Genomic DNA, 15,020 nt, shown 5'->3' with positions numbered 1-15,020 from the left:
GTGGGCGCGGTCTTTTTTTGCGGGACGGGCGGGGTGGGCGGGTCGCGGTCGGGCGTGAGCCGCTCCGGGGGTGGTGCGTGGTGCGTGCGGCTGCGGTTTGGGGGTGGTCGGGTTTTTTTGGGGTTCCCACCCGCACCACCCGTGCCGTTTTCGGGGGTGGTTGGGGTTTTACGGCCGAGGGTGCGGGTGGTCGGGCCCCTGAGCCTGGTGGGGCGCGCGGTGGGGTTCTGTTTCGCCCGCGCCACTCATTGCGTTGCGGTTGGAGGGCTGCGCGGGCGGGTGGGGGTACGGAGGGGGCCCGGTCCGCCGTCCCCGTCCAGTGGGCGGCGGGCCGGGCCGGTTGGTGGGGTGGGTCAGGGGGTGAGGGCTGCGGCGGCGGTGGTCTTGGCCCAGCGGTAGTCCGGTTTGCCGGCCGGGGTGCGGGGGACCTCGTCGACCACGACCAGGTCACGCGGGACCTTGTAGCCCGCGATGTGGTCGCGGGCGTGCTCCGCCAGGTCGTCCGTGGTCAGGGTGTGTCCCTCGCGCAGCGACACGACCGCCGCGACGCGCTCGCCGAAGCGCGCGTCGGGGACCCCCACGACCACCGCGTCGTAGACGGCCGCGTGCGCCTTGAGGACGCCCTCGACCTCCTCGGGGAAGACCTTCTCGCCACCGGTGTTGATGCACACCGAGCCCCGACCGAGCAGCGTCACGTCGCCGTCGTCCTCGACTCGGGCGAAGTCCCCGGGGATCACCCAGCGCACGCCGTCGGGGTCGACGTGGAAGGTCTCCGCCGTCTTGACCGGGTCCTTGTAGTAGCCGATCGGGATGTAGCCGGTCCGCGCCAGCCGGCCGCTCTCGCCCACGCCCACCGGACGCAGGTCCTCGCCCAGTACCGCCGTCTTCGGCTTGAGCGGGAAACGCCCGCCGGGCGTCTGCGAGCTGCCCGCGCCGAACTCCGAGGCGCCGAAGCTGTCGGAGATGTACAGCCCGGGGATCAGCCGGACGAGCTGCGCCTTGACCGACGGTGACAGCAACGCCCCGCCGGATCCGATCACCTTGAGCGTCTCGACGTTGTACGAACCGCGCTCCAGCTCGTCCGCGATCGGCCGCGCCATCGCGTCGCCGACCAGCATCATCGTCACCGCGCCCTCGCGCTCGATCGTCCGCAGGATCTCCACCGGGTCGTATCGGTGGCCCGTCCACATGATCGCGGTGCCCGCGCTGAACAAGGTGATCCACGTGACCCACTGGCCGTTGCCGTGCATCAACGGCGTGGTCAGCATCTGGACGAGCGGCGCGCCCTCGGCCTTGCCGGCGAGCAGTTCGGGGTTTTCGATCGGTTCGCCGCCGAAGTTCCCGCCGCCCATCGCCGAGCAGAAGATGTCGTGCGAGCGCCACTCGACGCCCTTGGGGAAGCCGGTGGTGCCGCCCGTGTAGACCATGTAGCGGTCCTCGGGAGAGCGCTGCTCGAAATCGCGAGCACCGCTCTCGTTCGCGAGCGCTGCTTCGTAGTCGATCGTGCCGTCGAGCTTGTCGTCGTGCTCGTCGGCGACCACGAACACGTGTGCCAACGCGGAGGCGCCGTCCCGCACCGCCGCGACCTTGGGCAGGTAGCCGCGCTCGACCACCAGCCCCGCCAGGTCCGCGTTGTCGACGATGTAGCGCAACTCGTCTTCCACGTAGCGGTAGTTGATATTGATCGGCACCATGCGCGCCTTGAACGCGCCGATCATCGCCTCCAGCCACTCGGCCCGGTTGCGCGAGTAGATGCCGATGTGGTCGCCGGGGCCGAGCCCCGCCGTCGCGAACGCGTGCGCGACCCGGTTGGCCCGCTCGTCCAGTTGACGGTAGGTCAGCCGGACCTCGCCCGCGATCAGCGCGAGCCGATCCGGACAGGCGTCCACGACGACCTCGAAGAGGTCCGCGAGGTTGAAAACGCGCTGGGTCATCGTCAGTTCCCTTCGGGAGTCGAGCCGGAAGCCGCCTCGGCGACAGAATCGGAGGCCGAACCGGAAGTGGCATGCGCAGCAGAATCGGAGGCCGAGCCGGAAGTCGTGCCGAAAGCCCCGTCCGCGGCGGGCGCCACCACGCCGCGCAGTCCCTCGGCGCCGAACACCGGCTCCAGGAACGCGCTGAAATCCGGACCGCGGCGCAGATGATGGCCGCCGTCCACGTTGATGTTCTGCCCGGTGATCCACGTGGACTCCGGACCCACCAGGAACGCCGCGAGCGACGCGATGTCCTGCGTCTGCCCGACCCGGCCGAGGGGAGTACACGTCAGATAGTCGTCGAGCACCGGACCGCCCTGGGTGACCGCGCCGACCATGTCGGTCGCCACCAGGCCCGGCAGGATGCTGTTGACCCGGACCCCGCTCGCGCCCAACTCGTCGGCCGCGAGCTTGACCAGGTGGTCGATGCCGGCCTTGCTCACCCCGTACGCGCCGAACCAGCGGTGTGTGTTCGACGACGCGATCGAGGAGATCGCGACGAACGAACCGCCGCCGGCCGACGCCATGATCCGGGCCGTGTGCTTGAGCACGAGCATCGTGCCGGTGACGTTCAACTCGACGGTGTCGCGCCACTTGGCGGTGTCGATCTGCGTCAACGGCCCCATCGTCGAGTTGCCGCCGGCCGACGCGACCACCGCGCGCAGCGGGCCCAGTTCGCGGGCCCGGGCCACCGCGGCCTCGACCTGGCGCTCGTCCGTCACATCGGTCACCACGTAGGCGACCCGCACATCCGCCGCAGCGACCCGCTCGATCTCCGCCACCGCGCCGCGCAGCCGCTCCTCGCTGCGCCCGGCGATCACCACCTGCGCCCCGTCGGCCGCGAACCGCTGCGCGCAACCCAGTCCGATGCCGCTGCCACCACCCGTCACGAGCGCGACCGAACCCTGCAAAGGCAACGCTTCACGTGTCACTCGGCCTCACCCGCAAGGGAGTTCGCGACGTACGCCGCACCGTTCGCCGGCCACAGCGGCTCGGGTACCTCGAAGCCGACCGACTCGCCCCACGTGTTGCGATAGGCCACCTCGTGCGCCGAAGTCCTGGGCGCGACATCCCACCTGCCGGTCGGATACCCGAACGACACGCAGCAGGACATGTGCCAGCCCCGACCCGGCGGCACCCCCAGCACCTCCATGACCGCGTCGCGATGCCCGATCCCCAGTACGGCGGTCAACGCCGTACCGACCCCCTCCGCGCGGGCCGCGAGCATCGCGCTCCACACGGCCGGGAAGATCGAACCGCCCGTGGGGTCGTGCTGCACGAAGCCGAACAGGAAGAGCGGCACCCGTTCGAAGTTGTCCGCGAGCCACTGCGACGAGCGCTGCACGCGTAGGAACTGTCGGCTCTCGGCGCTGTCCGGATCGGCCGCGGCGGCGGCCACGCGCGGCGCGTACACGGTCTTCCACAGCGTGTCGATCGCCTCCCGGTACAGCGGCCCGAGGCGGTCCTTCACCGCCGGGTCGTCGACCAGCAGAAAGCGCCAGCCCTGCGTGTTGCCGCCGCTGGGCGCGCGCACCGCCGCGTCCAGGATGCGGGCCTGTACGTCGTAAGGAACGGGATCCGTTCCGACCCTGCGCATCGCGCGCGTGGTGTACAGCGCCTCGTGAAGTTCCATGAAGTCCCTAACTGACGTATCTGCTGCCGAAGACTGGTGACGCCGGCTCGGGCCGGCGAGCGGACCCGGACGACCGCCGTCGGGTCAGACGACCGCCCCGGTGTCCCGGAGGCGGTCGATCTCCGCGTCGGGGACGCCCCACGCGGCGAGCGCACTGTCGGTGTCGCCGCCCTTCGCGGCCGGGCCCGGGTTGACGGGTCGGGTCGGTACGGCGGCGGGCGTACGGGAGAAGCGGGGCGCGGGGGCCGGTTCCGGCAGGCCGTTCGCGTGCAGGAACGTGCCGCGCTCGACGTGGTGCGGGTGTTCGTGCGCCTCGGCGGGGGAGAGCACCGGCGCGAAGCACGTCTCGGTGCCTTCGAGGAGCGCGCACCACTCGTCGCGGGTACGGCCGGCGAACACCTCGGCGAGCCGGGCCTTCATCGCGGGCCAGTGGGCCCGGTCGTGCTGCCTGGCGAAGTCGGTGAACACGGGATCCTCGGCCAGCCCCACGCGGTGGACCAACTCGGCCCAAAAACGCGGCTCGATCGCGCCGACCGCGACGAACCTCGCGTCCGCCGTCTCGTAGACGTCGTAGAACGGCGCCCCACCGTCGAGCATGTTCGTCCCGCGTGGCCCGAGCGTCCCGGAGGCGGCCATGGTGAACCACGTCGCGCCGAGCGTCGCGGCGCCGTCGATCATCGCGGCGTCCACCACCTGGCCCTGCCCGGAGCGGCCGGCCTCCACCAGCGCGGCCACCAGACCGAACGCGAGCAACAGGCCGCCACCGCCGAAGTCGCCGACGAGGTTGAGCGGAATGCTCGGCGGCTGACCGGCGCGACCGATCGGCTCCAACATGCCGGCCAGCGCGATGTAGTCGATGTCGTGGCCCGCGGCCGACGAAAGCGGGCCGGTCTGGCCCCAGCCGGTGAGCCGCCCGTACACGAGCCGCGGATTGCGCTCGGCGCACACCTCGGGGCCCAGGCCGAGGCGTTCCATCACGCCCGGGCGAAAGGGTTCGATCAACGCGTCGGCGCCCTCGACCAGGCGCAGCGCGAGGCCGACCCCGTCCGGGTGCTTGAGATCCACCGCGATCGAGTGCTTGCCGCGGTTCATCGGGTTGCGGGGCGGCTTCGCGTAGCCCCTGCGCGCGTCGGAGGCGCGGTCGATCCGCAGTACGTCCGCGCCCAGGTCGGCGAGCAGCATCCCGCAGAACGGGCCCGGCCCGAGGCCGACGAACTCCACGACGCGGATCCCCGCGAGCGGTCCTGACCTGGCAGTCACGGTGTCTCCGGTGTTCGATCGGGTGGCTTTCGAGCGGTCCGCCGAGGCGGCTTTCGGCGCGGCTCCCGGGGTTTCCCGAGAGTCGGTTCCCGGGTCCGTTCCCAGGTCGTTCCCGGGTCGTTCCCGGGTCGGTCCCCGGGTCCGTTCCCGGGTCGGTCCCCGGTCGGGCGGATGCTCGGTCGGGCCGGTCCGGGCGCGAGTGCCACCACGGGTTGGGCAACGGATTTCTGGAACACGTTCTCAATTGATCTGACGAGACGTCAGACTAGACTTCCGTCTCATCCGTAGGCAAGATCGCCGCGGAACGAGTCGCAGCACCCCGTGCACCGTCCCCGCAGCACGACCCCAGAGAACAGGCTCTCCCGTGGCCGAACCCCGGACCAGTTCGACGATCACCCTCACCAGGTCGCTCACCCGCGACCAGCAGGCTCGGCGCGAGCGGCTGGTGCGTGCCGCGTGCGACCTCGCGCTCGACGGTGGCTATGCCGCCGTGACGATGCACGACGTCGCGGACCGCGCGGGGGTGGCCCGGGCCACCGTGTACCGGTACTTCACGTCGAAGAACCACCTGCTCAGTGAGGTGTCGGCGCTGTGGATCGGCGAGCTCTCGGACGAGCTCGCCAAGCAGGAACTGCCCGCCGACCCGGCGGGTCGCCTGGCCGCGCTGCTGTGTCGGATCGTCGAGGTCAGCGCCGAGAACCGGCTGCTCACCGAGGCCGTCGTCCAGGCCGCCACCGCGCCCGACCCGTCCGCGGGTCAGTCGCACGAGACCTTCCACCAGAGCATCCACCGGATCACCGGACTGGCCTTCGGCGAGGAAGCCGAACCCGCCGAAGCCGCGGCTTCCGAGCCCCGCGCAGCCGAGGCTTCCGAACCCTGCGCAGCCGCGGCTTTCGAGCCCACTCCGGCCGATCACGACCGCCGCCGCGACATCGAGACGGTCCTGGGCCACGTCCTGCTCTCCGGCCTGGTCAGCCTCACCGCGAGGGGACGCGCCGTGGGGGAGGTCCAGGACCTGATGCGCACCGCCGTCCGACTCTTCGTTCCGCTCGACCCGCTCGACACGTGACCACTGGAGGCTTGCCATGACGGCTCCCACCCTGCGCGAGACGCACCGCGACATCCACCTGCTCGACCGGGACTGGTACGCCGGTGACCCCTACGCCGACTACGCGTGGCTACGGGAGCAGGCGCCCGTGTACTACAGCGAGCGCGCGGGCGTATGGGGGCTGACCCGGCACGCCGACCTGTCGTGGGCCGAGCGCAATCCCGAACTGTTCTCGTCGGCCAAGGGCTCGCGGCCGATCGGCTATCCGCAGCCGTCGATGATCGACGCGGACGACCCGACCCACTACCGCCGCCGCAAGCTGGTCTCCAAGGGATTCACCCCCCGGCAGATCGCCGCGATGGAGGACCACGTCCGTGACATCGTCACGACGTTGATCGACCGGATGATCGCGGGCGGTGGCACCGCCGACCTGGTCCGGCAGTTCTCCGCGCCGCTGCCGATGACGCTGATCGGCGAGCTGCTCGGGGTCGGTGCCGAACACCTCGACCAACTCCAGCACTGGGCCGACGTGATGGTCATGCTGTCCGACGGCGGCGAGATGAGCCACAAGGCCGGCGAGGCGTTCACCGAGTACGTCGCCTACACCACGCAGGTGATCGAGGACCGGCGCAAGACGCCGTCCGACGACCTGATCGGCATCCTGGTACACGCCGAGATCGACGGCGGCAAGCTGTCGTTCGACGAACTGATCGGCGAATCCCTGCTGTTGCTCGTCGGCGGCAACGAGACGACCCGCAACGTGATATCCGGCGGCCTGGCCGAACTCCTGCGCCATCCCGACCAGTTCGCGCGCCTGCGCGAGGATCCGACGTTGATCCCGTCGGCGGTCGAGGAATCGCTGCGCTGGGTGTCGCCGGTGGTCAACATGGCCCGCCACACGACACGTGACGTGGAGCTGCACGGCACGGTGATCCCGGCCGACTCGACCGTGATGATGCTCTACGGCGCCGCGAACCGGGACGCCGGGGTGTTCGCCGACCCCGAGCGCTTCGACGCGTTCCGTACCCCGAACCAGCACATCGCGTTCGGTACCGGGCCACACTTCTGCCTGGGATCCTCGCTCGCGCGCCTGGAGATCCGGGTCGCGTTCGAGGAGATCCTGCGCCGGTTGCCCGACCTGCGACTCGCGCCCAACGCCGAACTCGTGCACGGGCCCTCGTCGTTCATTCGCGGCCTGACCGCGATGCCGGTCGAGTTCTGAGTCGACCCACTCGGCGACCCACTCGGCGACCCGCCGTCGACCCGTTCGCCGCCCCGCGACCGACCGTGAGGGAGACGCCTCGGATCGGTCACGGGCACGCCGTCCGGCGCACCCGAAATGGGTGCACCCGCGTATCCTCTGGCGAACTGTCGGAAGACGAGGGGGCGTCCTGTGAAACCGCTCGAAGCGGGGGATCCGCGGTACATCGGCGGCTACCGCGTGCTCCGTGTCCTCGGAGCCGGCGGCATGGGTCGGGTCTACCTCGGGCGCAATCGCGGCGGACGGGTCGTCGCGATCAAGGTCGTGCGCGCCGAGTGGGCCGACGACCCGGGTTTTCGCGAACGCTTTCGCCGGGAGGTGGACGCCGCGCGGCGGGTCGGCGGCGCGTGGACCGCGCCCGTGCTCGACGCCGACACCGAGGCGGCGACGCCGTGGGTGGTCACCGGTTACGTCGCGGGCCCCAGCGTGTACGAGGCGGTCGCCGGGCGCGGCCCGCTGCCCGAGGAGACCGTGCGCACCCTCGGGGCGGGCCTGGCCGAGGCGCTGACCGCGATCCACGCGGCCGGGCTCGTACACCGCGACATCAAGCCGTCCAACGTGCTGCTCTCGCTCGACGGGCCGCGGGTGATCGACTTCGGCATCTCGCGCGCGATGGAGGCGTCGGTACTCACCCGCACCGGGCACACCGTCGGCTCGCCCGGATTCATGTCGCCCGAGCAGGTCGACGGGCGCGACATCGGGCCGCCCAGCGACGTGTTCTCGCTCGGGTCGGTACTCGTGTTCGCCGCGACCGGCAGCGGCCCGTTCGGCGAGGGCAGCGGCCAGGCGCTGATGTACCGGATCGTCGCGCAGGAGCCGCGTCTGGAGGAACTCCCGGTCGCGCTACGGGAGATCGTGGCCGCGTGCATGACCAAGCACGCGTCGTCCCGACCGACCCCGGCCGAGGTGCTCGCGGCACTCTCCCCGGGCGGTACGGCCGACCTGGTCGCCGGCCACTGGCTGCCGATGGACCTGACCACGGCGCTGTCCCGCCGCGCGGTCGAACTCCTGGAACTCGACGACGACGGGACGCCCGACGCTTCGGGCACGTTCGTACCGACCGGCACCGGATCGCCGACGTGGGACGACCGCTCGGGGGCCACGGGGTATCCGAGCACGGAGCACCCGAGCGCCGAACCACCGAGCGCCGAACGCTCCGGCGGGCAGCAGCATTTCGGTGCGCAAAACTCCGGCCCGCAGCACTTCGGTCCCCAGCAGTCCGGATCCCGGCAGTCCGGATCCCGGCAGTCCGGTCCCCAGCAGGTCGGTCCTCAGTACTTCAACCAGCAGCCACCGGGCCCGCAGCCGTCCGGACCGCAGTACCCCGACCCGCACCAGCACCCGACGAGCGGCCCGCCGCGTCCGCTCTTCTCCCCGCCCGGCTCCGCGACCCCGCCGGCCGAGACGTACGTGCCGCCGCCCCGCCCGGAGCCCGCCCGCCCGCTGTGGCGCCGCCCGTGGGTGTACCCGGTCGTCGCCGTCGTGATCGGCGGTGCCGTCGCGGCGGCCCTGCTGTTGCCGGACGACAGCGACGGCAAGGAGAAGAACCGGGGCCGGAGTGCAGACACGGCGAGCAGCGGCGGCCCCTCCCGGTCCGGCTCGAACGAGTCGCTCGCGCCGAGCCCGTCCGGCACTGCCTTGACCACGGGGAAACCGGACACCGCCGCGGGCACGCTTCCCCGAAGCTTCTACGGGACCTGGTCGGGGCCCGTGGTGTCGACGTACGGCACCAAGGCCACGGTGACGATCACGCTCACCGGCGGCAACGTGGGGGCCAAGGTCGGCACCAGCAAGCTGTTGGGGAACGGCGCGCTCGGCGAGCACGCCGAGTGCGAGGCGGACCAGGAACTGGTCGCGGTCACCGGGTCGACGGAGGTGAAGATCACCAGCCATCTGACCAGGAACGACGGCACCGGTTGCGTCGACGGCGAGGCCATCCTCAAGCCGGGCCCGAACAACACGATGGCCTACAACGCGCCCGGGACGGGGATTCTGAGCTCGGCATCCACGGGGACTCTGACCCGTCAAGGCGACTGATCGCACACCCCGCCGGGAACCGTGGCGGGGCGCCCATGCGTCAAACTGAACACCTGTCGAGTGGGGAACGACCCGGTCGGGTCGGTATTGGCCGGTCGAGTGGGAATGGCGAGTTCGGACATGCGGCACAGCCCTGAGAGCGCGGACGACCACGACGACCGCCACGCGGCGGACCGGCTCGACGAGCGCTTTCGCGAGTTGGTCGTCCATCTCGCGCCGCACGCGCCCCGCCCGCCCGTCGAGTCCGTCCACCGCGCGGTCAGGCGCCGACGGGTGCGGAACAGGATCGCGGTCTCGGTGGCCGCGCTCGTGGTCCTCGCCGGTGGGGTGTCCTTCGTGGGCGTCGTGGGAGACGACGACGACGCTGGCCGACCGCAGCACGAGCAGGCCGCCGCGGTCCCGTCGCTGGCGTCGATGGAGAGCGTCGCGAGCGCCACACCGGTACGCTCCGCCGCCCCGTCGCAGATGTCGGCCGAGACGCCGGCTGCGACCGTGGCGGCCGCCACGCCGCTGACCGAGGCACTCTTCCCCACGCCCGCGGACTTCATGGTGGTGCCCGGCGTGTTCGAGAACTGGCGCGTCACGGACACCCGGCCGCCGGTGACCGACGACTTCGGCCCGTGCACGTCGCTGACCTTCTCCGGGCTCGGCGCGGTCGAGGCCCAGGAGCGCATCTACTCGCACGATGGCGGGGGCGGCGCGTCCGTGCTGCTGGTGCGCTACAACGACGAGAACTCGGCCGAGCTGGCGGCGTCCGATCTCCGAAGGGGGCTCGACGGCGCGTGCCCGGCGACGAACCTGCCCAACCTGGACGGCAACGGTCGAGCCAACATCAAGAGCCTGGACCGCTCCGGCCTCATCTGGCGCAGTCAAGGCGTCGTCGACGGCCAAGCGCAGTACGCCGACTACGGCGTCGTCCGCAGCGGCCCGTTGGTGGCCGTCGTGCACGAGTCGGTCATCGGCCCACCGTCCACGCCGCCCGTCGAGCCGATCCAGCGGTTGGTCGGGACGTTGCAGGATCGGATCGGAAAGAACGAAACCGGTCCTTGACGTTCCGAACTCATATCTTTTGGGTTCTTCCCTTCTCGGTCCTCCCATATCCCGTAAGTTGGTTCGAAGCCGGGGGAATACTGCGGACGGGTGAGCGAACCGGCAATCAGCCACCTGTCCATTAGCGGGGCGGCGCACTGATGGGTGTCAATCGGGCGGGTGAAGGATTTAACGATGGGCGACGCCAAGGGTTATGCTTTGCGCGCCCTCGAAGTCGGTCGCCCCGCAGAGGGTTCACACCTGCGCGGAACCATCCGGTCGGCAGTTTCAACCATTCCCATCGGCCCATATCGGAGGCAGACCATGGCGGAGTTCGAACCGCTGGATTCCGCGTGGCGCAAGAGCAGCGCAAGCGGCCTGAGCAACTGCGTGGAGGCCCGATGGGCCGACGACGTGCAGGTCAGGGACTCGAAGGAGCCCTACGGGCCACGCCTGGCCTTCGGCTCGCGCTCATGGGGGGCCTTCTTGCAGCGGACCGGCCACGCGGAGTACTGAAGTCCGGGGCAACGGCCGGTGGTTCACTCTGCGGACATGCGAAGCGGCCTGCTCTTGGAGGCAGGCCGCGCATGGATGGTCTCAGCGGTGGATGGTATCCGTTACCCGATGAGGGAGAGCAGTCCGGCAGCTCGGAGGGAGTAGTAAAGCGCCCCCGCAGTTACCGCGGCCACGGCAACGAGCAGAAAGATCACGCGAAGCATCCTCTCGAAGTCATCTTGCACTACGTCTCACTTCCTTTCGTGATGGGCCGTCCTTTCAGACTGTCGGATAGGACGGCAAAGAAGCCTTCACTTGGATTGTGCACACGCCCGTCCGGTTCCGCCAGAGTCGTTACTCTTCGGCAATACCCACCCTCGGGCAAAAAAGAACGAGTTGCCCCGACAAGTCATGAAATCTGACTGCGGAACAACTCGTTCGTAGCGTTGCGGTGGCCGCCGCAACACCGTGCTGCTCTCCGACATCGAGCAACGGATACCACTAGCCATTATGCGCAGGAATACGCAATCAGCCAAGTGGCTCTTTGTAAGTATTCAACTCGTCTGTACTCAACTCGCGTCGTGGCCGCGCGCGTACAGGCAGCCGGCCTGTTGCCAGTACGCCTGCGGCACATCGGTTACTCGCCCGACCCCTGCCCCGAGCCGGAGCCCGAGCCCTGCCCCGAGCCCGAGCCCACGTCCGAGTCGGCGCCCCGGTGCCCCTCGGCCCCGTCGTCCGCGTCCGACTCCGGCGCCGCGGACGCGGTGGGGCCGAAGCGCTCCAGAGCGGTGTCGAGCATCGCCGGAGTGAGGTCTCGCGAGGCCAACTGCTCGATCCCCCAAAAGGTTTCGAGGTAGGACAGCGGGGAGACCAGCGGCGGATCCTCCTGGTTGCTCTCGCGTATGACGATGTCGCCGGACGCGTTCTCGATGAACAGGACGGCCTCGTCCTCGACATCGGGGAACTCCAGGAGCTGGTACGCGATTCGGGCCCGGGAGTACAGCCCGGCCGAGAACGGGATGACGCGCAGCGTGATGTTGGGCCATTCCGCGTACTCGCGCATGCGGCGGATCTGGTTGCGCATGACCGCCGAGTTGCCGACCATGCGATGCACCACGTTCTCGTCCACGATGAAGTGCAGCCTGGGCCCGTCGGGGCGCACCAGTCGATCCTGCCGCTCCATGCGCAGGTCGACCAAGTCCTCCAGACCCGCGGTGTCCGGGCCGGCCAGGATGCGGATGACCTCGCGGGCGTACTCCTCGGTCTGTAAGAGACCCGGCACGAGCAGCGGCTCGAAGTTGCGGATCACCGTCGCCGAGGATTCGTAGCCGAGCAGGACCTTGAACTCGGTCGTGACCATGTTGCGGTACGAGTACCACCAACTGCGCTGCTTCGACGCCCGGGCCGCGTCCACCCAATCGGCCACGCGGGCCGGGTCGTTCACGCCGTAGTGCTGGAGCAGCGCCCGCAGGTCGGTGGTCGAGATGTTGACCTGACCGGTCTCGATCCGGATCAGCTTCGAGAGCGACCAATCCATCTCCAGCGCGACGTCTCGCTGGGTGAAGCCACACGCCTCACGCGTCTGGCGGAGAAACGCTCGGAGCCTGCGCCCCTGGAACATCGGATCCCTTGTCGGCATCTGCCGGTCCCCCAACGGCTAAGGACAGCGATCTCGCACGTAGCGAGGGCGCAGAGAGAGTGGTGCACAAACGCCACCCGGAGAACAGCATCGCGTCGAATCGGTGGCACCGACAAGCCCTCTGGCTGATGTCCGGCTCGCAGATCTCACGCTCCGTCAGCCGGTGATGTACGAAACCGACGTCAAAGGTGCGCGAAACCGGCCTCATGGGGACGGACGGCGGCCACCATGCGTGCACACGACCGCCCCCGCCGGTGCGTCGAAGCGCACCGGCGGGGGCGGTCGAGGGACCCGTGAGCCCGGGCCGCGGGCCCGCTTCGCGGGTCAGTTCTCCAACGGGTACGACTGCGAGCCGTCGGGGCCGACCGAGTTCTCTCCGGCGAGGGTCACCCGCTGCATCGAGCGGCGCATGCCCGGCGGCACGTCGGTGGGCACCAGGTGCACCGTCGCGCGGTTGTCCCAGAACGCGATGCTGCCGGGCTGCCAGCGAAAGCGGACGCTGAACTCGGCGTCGGCCATGTGCTCGTAGAGCATCTCCAGGACGTGCGCGCCCTCCTGGCGGCTCAGTTCCAGGATGTGGCTGGTGAAGTTCGGGTTGACGAACAGGACCTTCTCACCGGTCTCCGGGTGCACGCGCACGACCGGGTGCACCGAGCGCAGTCCTTCACCGAGGAACTGCTTGGCGAGCTTGCCCGGAAGTTCGCCGCGCTTGATCGGAAGGGTGTTGTGGTGGACGGCGTGCAACCCGTCGACGAGCTCCTTGAGCGGGTCGGACAGTCGTTCGTAGGCGAGGACGAGGTTGGACCACTGCGTGTCGCCGCCGTAGGGCGGCACGATGACGCCGCGCAGGATCGAGGCGGTCGGCGGGTTCGGGATGAAGGTGACGTCGGTGTGCCAGCGGCTCTCCACGAAACCGCCGCCCCCGCCCATGCCCATCTGCTGGTTGTCGAGCAGCAGGATCTCCGGGTGCTCGGGGAAGGCGGCCGGCAACGTCGGGTGTCCGGGCGCGAGTTCGCCGAACTGGCGGGCGAACGTGATGTGCTGTTCCTGGGTCAGGTGCTGGTCGCGGAAGAACACCACCTTCCACTTCAGCCAGATCGCCCGGATCTCGGCGACCGCGGCGGCCTCCAGCGGCCGAGTCAGGTCGACGCCGAAGATCTCGGCACCGATGTGCCCGGCCATCGGCCGCACTTGGAGACCGAGCGCGGCGGCCGCGGCGGGGGTGGGGTCGTCGTAGGTGGGTTGTTCGATGGTGCTCGTCATTGCCGAACCTCCTGAAACGGGGCGGGGCTTGGAGAACTACCTGGATCCTTCGATCAGACGCCCGGTCCGGTCGGAGACCGGGGCCAGAAACAGTGCGACCGCGGTGTCGGTCAGACCCGCGAGGAAGACGTCGCGGTCGGAGACGGGACGGGTGCCGGGATAGTGCATCGCCATCTCGCGGTCGGCGAGGGCGTGGGTGAGGTACGAGGACAGCAACACCCAACGGTCGTCGCGGATGCGCGGGGGCAACGAGGCGTTCAGGTCGAACAGTCGCTCCCGGACCGTGTAGATGCCGCGCGTCCACTCCTCGCGGGCGAGGTCACGCGCGGCAGTGCCCGCGACGAAACCCGCGTGCACACAAAAACGCAGGTACCAACTGGGCTTTCCCGGCTCGCCGAGCGTTTCGGCGAGGGGGAACAGGAACGCCTCGACCAGACCGCGGACGTCGTGTTCGCGGCCGGCCTCGGTCAGTTCGTCGAGCATCGCCAGGCGCCGCGCGTTCACCGGTTCCATCCGATGCCGAAAGACCGCGTCCACCAGGGTCTCCTTCGACCCGAAGTGGTAGCGCGCGGCGGCGGTGTTGCGCTGCCCGGCCTGGGCGCCGATCTCGCGCAGCGACACCCCGTTGATGCCGCGCTCGGCGAACAGCCGCTCGGCGGCCTCGATCATCAAAAGGCGGGCGCCGGCGCCACGTTCCGACGCCGGTCCGGCGTGCGTCCCTGTCATGGGTCGCACGCTAAACCGCGTGGGTTAATAACTCAAGTGGGTTAGGCCGGTGATCGTGAAGGAATCCGCCACGTGCCGGGGCGTCGCTCACGAGGGGACCGGGTCACGAGTGCATCAGGCAGTACAACTGATGCCCGGCGTGATGCAGCTCCCGAGCGAACTTCGTCCAGTCGTGCAGCATCCGATACAGCAGATACGCGTCCCGCGGCACGCGCCGGTCCGGGAAGGTCGACCAGATGAAGGCCGCCGCCCCCAACTCCTCGTCGGTCGCGTTGCGCAGCACGTCCATCAACATCGGCGGCAACTGCATGACCGCGTGGGCCGGATGCAGGACGACCAGTTCCAACGGCGGCGTCGCGTCCTGCGGGGTGTCCCCCAGGAGCGAGAGCACCATCGCGCTGACCGTCTCCGGCTTCACGAAGGAAACGTACGAATTGCTGGGCCGCTCGACCGTGTCCGCCGGATCGATCAGCGGGGGAACCCGGGCGGCCGACGCACGATCGGGTGCGCCGAAGTACTCATACGTCACGCCCACGTGTGCGCCTCCCGTCGAAGGTCGGCACCGTGACACGTGCGCGCATTGGTGGCGCCCGACGCCATCGCTCCCTGCTCGGTTGTCTCGGTCGTCTGGGTCGGCTGTGTCGGGTGCGGCTGCC

13 protein-coding genes are annotated in these 15,020 nt (G+C 69.8%); 5 read left to right on the top strand and 8 right to left on the bottom strand.

All coding sequences use genetic code 11. From position 1 onward, the window contains the following. Positions 1 to 353 precede the first annotated feature (353 nt). The 4 genes from GT354_RS12460 to GT354_RS12445 form a co-directional block, all read right to left on the bottom strand. Positions 354 to 1,934, bottom strand: a complete 1,581-nt coding sequence (locus GT354_RS12460) for an acyl-CoA synthetase (RefSeq protein WP_161356364.1) — start codon at positions 1,932 to 1,934, stop codon at positions 354 to 356. A gap of 2 nt (positions 1,935 to 1,936) precedes the next feature. Next, on the bottom strand, positions 1,937 to 2,905 hold the full coding sequence (locus tag GT354_RS12455; protein WP_161356363.1) for an SDR family oxidoreductase: 969 nt from the start codon (positions 2,903 to 2,905) through the stop codon (positions 1,937 to 1,939). Then, positions 2,902 to 3,606, bottom strand: coding sequence for a nitroreductase family protein (locus tag GT354_RS12450; RefSeq protein ID WP_161356362.1), 705 nt, complete (start codon positions 3,604 to 3,606; stop codon positions 2,902 to 2,904). The genes GT354_RS12455 and GT354_RS12450 overlap by 4 nt, the downstream gene beginning before the upstream one ends. 84 nt (positions 3,607 to 3,690) lie before the next feature. Then, positions 3,691 to 4,866 (bottom strand): CaiB/BaiF CoA-transferase family protein, encoded by a 1,176-nt coding sequence (locus GT354_RS12445; protein ID WP_161356361.1) that lies wholly within the window; start codon positions 4,864 to 4,866, stop codon positions 3,691 to 3,693. Positions 4,867 to 5,230: 364 nt separating this feature from the next. Here GT354_RS12445 and GT354_RS12440 point away from each other — a divergent pair, with 364 nt between their 5' ends. From GT354_RS12440 to GT354_RS12420, 5 genes are all read left to right on the top strand, one after another. Next, positions 5,231 to 5,935, top strand: a complete 705-nt coding sequence (locus tag GT354_RS12440; protein WP_161356360.1) for a TetR family transcriptional regulator — start codon at positions 5,231 to 5,233, stop codon at positions 5,933 to 5,935. A 16-nt stretch (positions 5,936 to 5,951) separates the two neighbouring features. Beyond that, complete coding sequence (locus GT354_RS12435) at positions 5,952 to 7,136, top strand: cytochrome P450 (protein WP_161356359.1); 1,185 nt, start codon at positions 5,952 to 5,954, stop codon at positions 7,134 to 7,136. A gap of 171 nt (positions 7,137 to 7,307) precedes the next feature. After that, entirely contained in the window at positions 7,308 to 9,212 is a 1,905-nt protein-coding gene (locus GT354_RS12430) for a serine/threonine-protein kinase (RefSeq protein WP_161356358.1), read from the top strand. Between the two features lie 120 nt (positions 9,213 to 9,332). Continuing rightward, a complete protein-coding gene (locus GT354_RS12425) occupies positions 9,333 to 10,262 on the top strand; it encodes a hypothetical protein (RefSeq protein WP_161356357.1) in 930 nt (309 codons plus the stop codon). Between the two features lie 303 nt (positions 10,263 to 10,565). After that, a complete protein-coding gene (locus GT354_RS12420) occupies positions 10,566 to 10,757 on the top strand; it encodes a DUF397 domain-containing protein (RefSeq protein ID WP_161356356.1) in 192 nt (63 codons plus the stop codon). 616 nt (positions 10,758 to 11,373) lie between these two features. On the opposite strand, the gene GT354_RS12415 is transcribed toward GT354_RS12420, so the two are convergent. From GT354_RS12415 to GT354_RS12400, 4 genes are all read right to left on the bottom strand, one after another. After that, positions 11,374 to 12,375, bottom strand: a complete 1,002-nt coding sequence (locus tag GT354_RS12415) for a helix-turn-helix transcriptional regulator (protein ID WP_161356355.1) — start codon at positions 12,373 to 12,375, stop codon at positions 11,374 to 11,376. A 324-nt stretch (positions 12,376 to 12,699) separates the two neighbouring features. Beyond that, the gene (locus GT354_RS12410; RefSeq protein ID WP_161356354.1) at positions 12,700 to 13,638 is read right to left on the bottom strand and encodes a TauD/TfdA family dioxygenase; all 939 of its coding nucleotides are present in this window, start codon (positions 13,636 to 13,638) and stop codon (positions 12,700 to 12,702) included. Positions 13,639 to 13,674: 36 nt separating this feature from the next. After that, positions 13,675 to 14,364, bottom strand: coding sequence for a TetR family transcriptional regulator (locus GT354_RS12405; protein ID WP_161356353.1), 690 nt, complete (start codon positions 14,362 to 14,364; stop codon positions 13,675 to 13,677). A 103-nt stretch (positions 14,365 to 14,467) separates the two neighbouring features. Next, entirely contained in the window at positions 14,468 to 14,899 is a 432-nt protein-coding gene (locus GT354_RS12400; protein ID WP_161356352.1) for a hypothetical protein, read from the bottom strand. Positions 14,900 to 15,020 lie beyond the last annotated feature (121 nt).

The sequence above is a fragment of the Streptomyces sp. SID3343 genome (genome assembly GCF_009865215.1).
Classification (GTDB): Bacteria; Actinomycetota; Actinomycetes; order Streptomycetales; family Streptomycetaceae; genus Embleya.
This window is presented reverse-complemented; position numbering and strand designations above follow the sequence as displayed.

Bases quoted from the DNA above. Each gene is read 5' to 3' on its own strand.
- GT354_RS12420 (WP_161356356.1), top strand. From the start codon at position 10,566: ATGGCGGAGTTCGAACCGCTGGATTCCGCGTGGCGCAAGAGCAGCGCA.
- GT354_RS12405 (WP_161356353.1), bottom strand. From the start codon at position 14,364: ATGACAGGGACGCACGCCGGACCGGCGTCGGAACGTGGCGCCGGCGCC.
- GT354_RS12425 (WP_161356357.1), top strand. From the start codon at position 9,333: ATGCGGCACAGCCCTGAGAGCGCGGACGACCACGACGACCGCCACGCG.
- GT354_RS12435 (WP_161356359.1), top strand. From the start codon at position 5,952: ATGACGGCTCCCACCCTGCGCGAGACGCACCGCGACATCCACCTGCTC.
- GT354_RS12460 (WP_161356364.1), bottom strand. From the start codon at position 1,934: ATGACCCAGCGCGTTTTCAACCTCGCGGACCTCTTCGAGGTCGTCGTG.
- GT354_RS12450 (WP_161356362.1), bottom strand. From the start codon at position 3,606: ATGGAACTTCACGAGGCGCTGTACACCACGCGCGCGATGCGCAGGGTC.
- GT354_RS12410 (WP_161356354.1), bottom strand. From the start codon at position 13,638: ATGACGAGCACCATCGAACAACCCACCTACGACGACCCCACCCCCGCC.
- GT354_RS12415 (WP_161356355.1), bottom strand. From the start codon at position 12,375: ATGCCGACAAGGGATCCGATGTTCCAGGGGCGCAGGCTCCGAGCGTTT.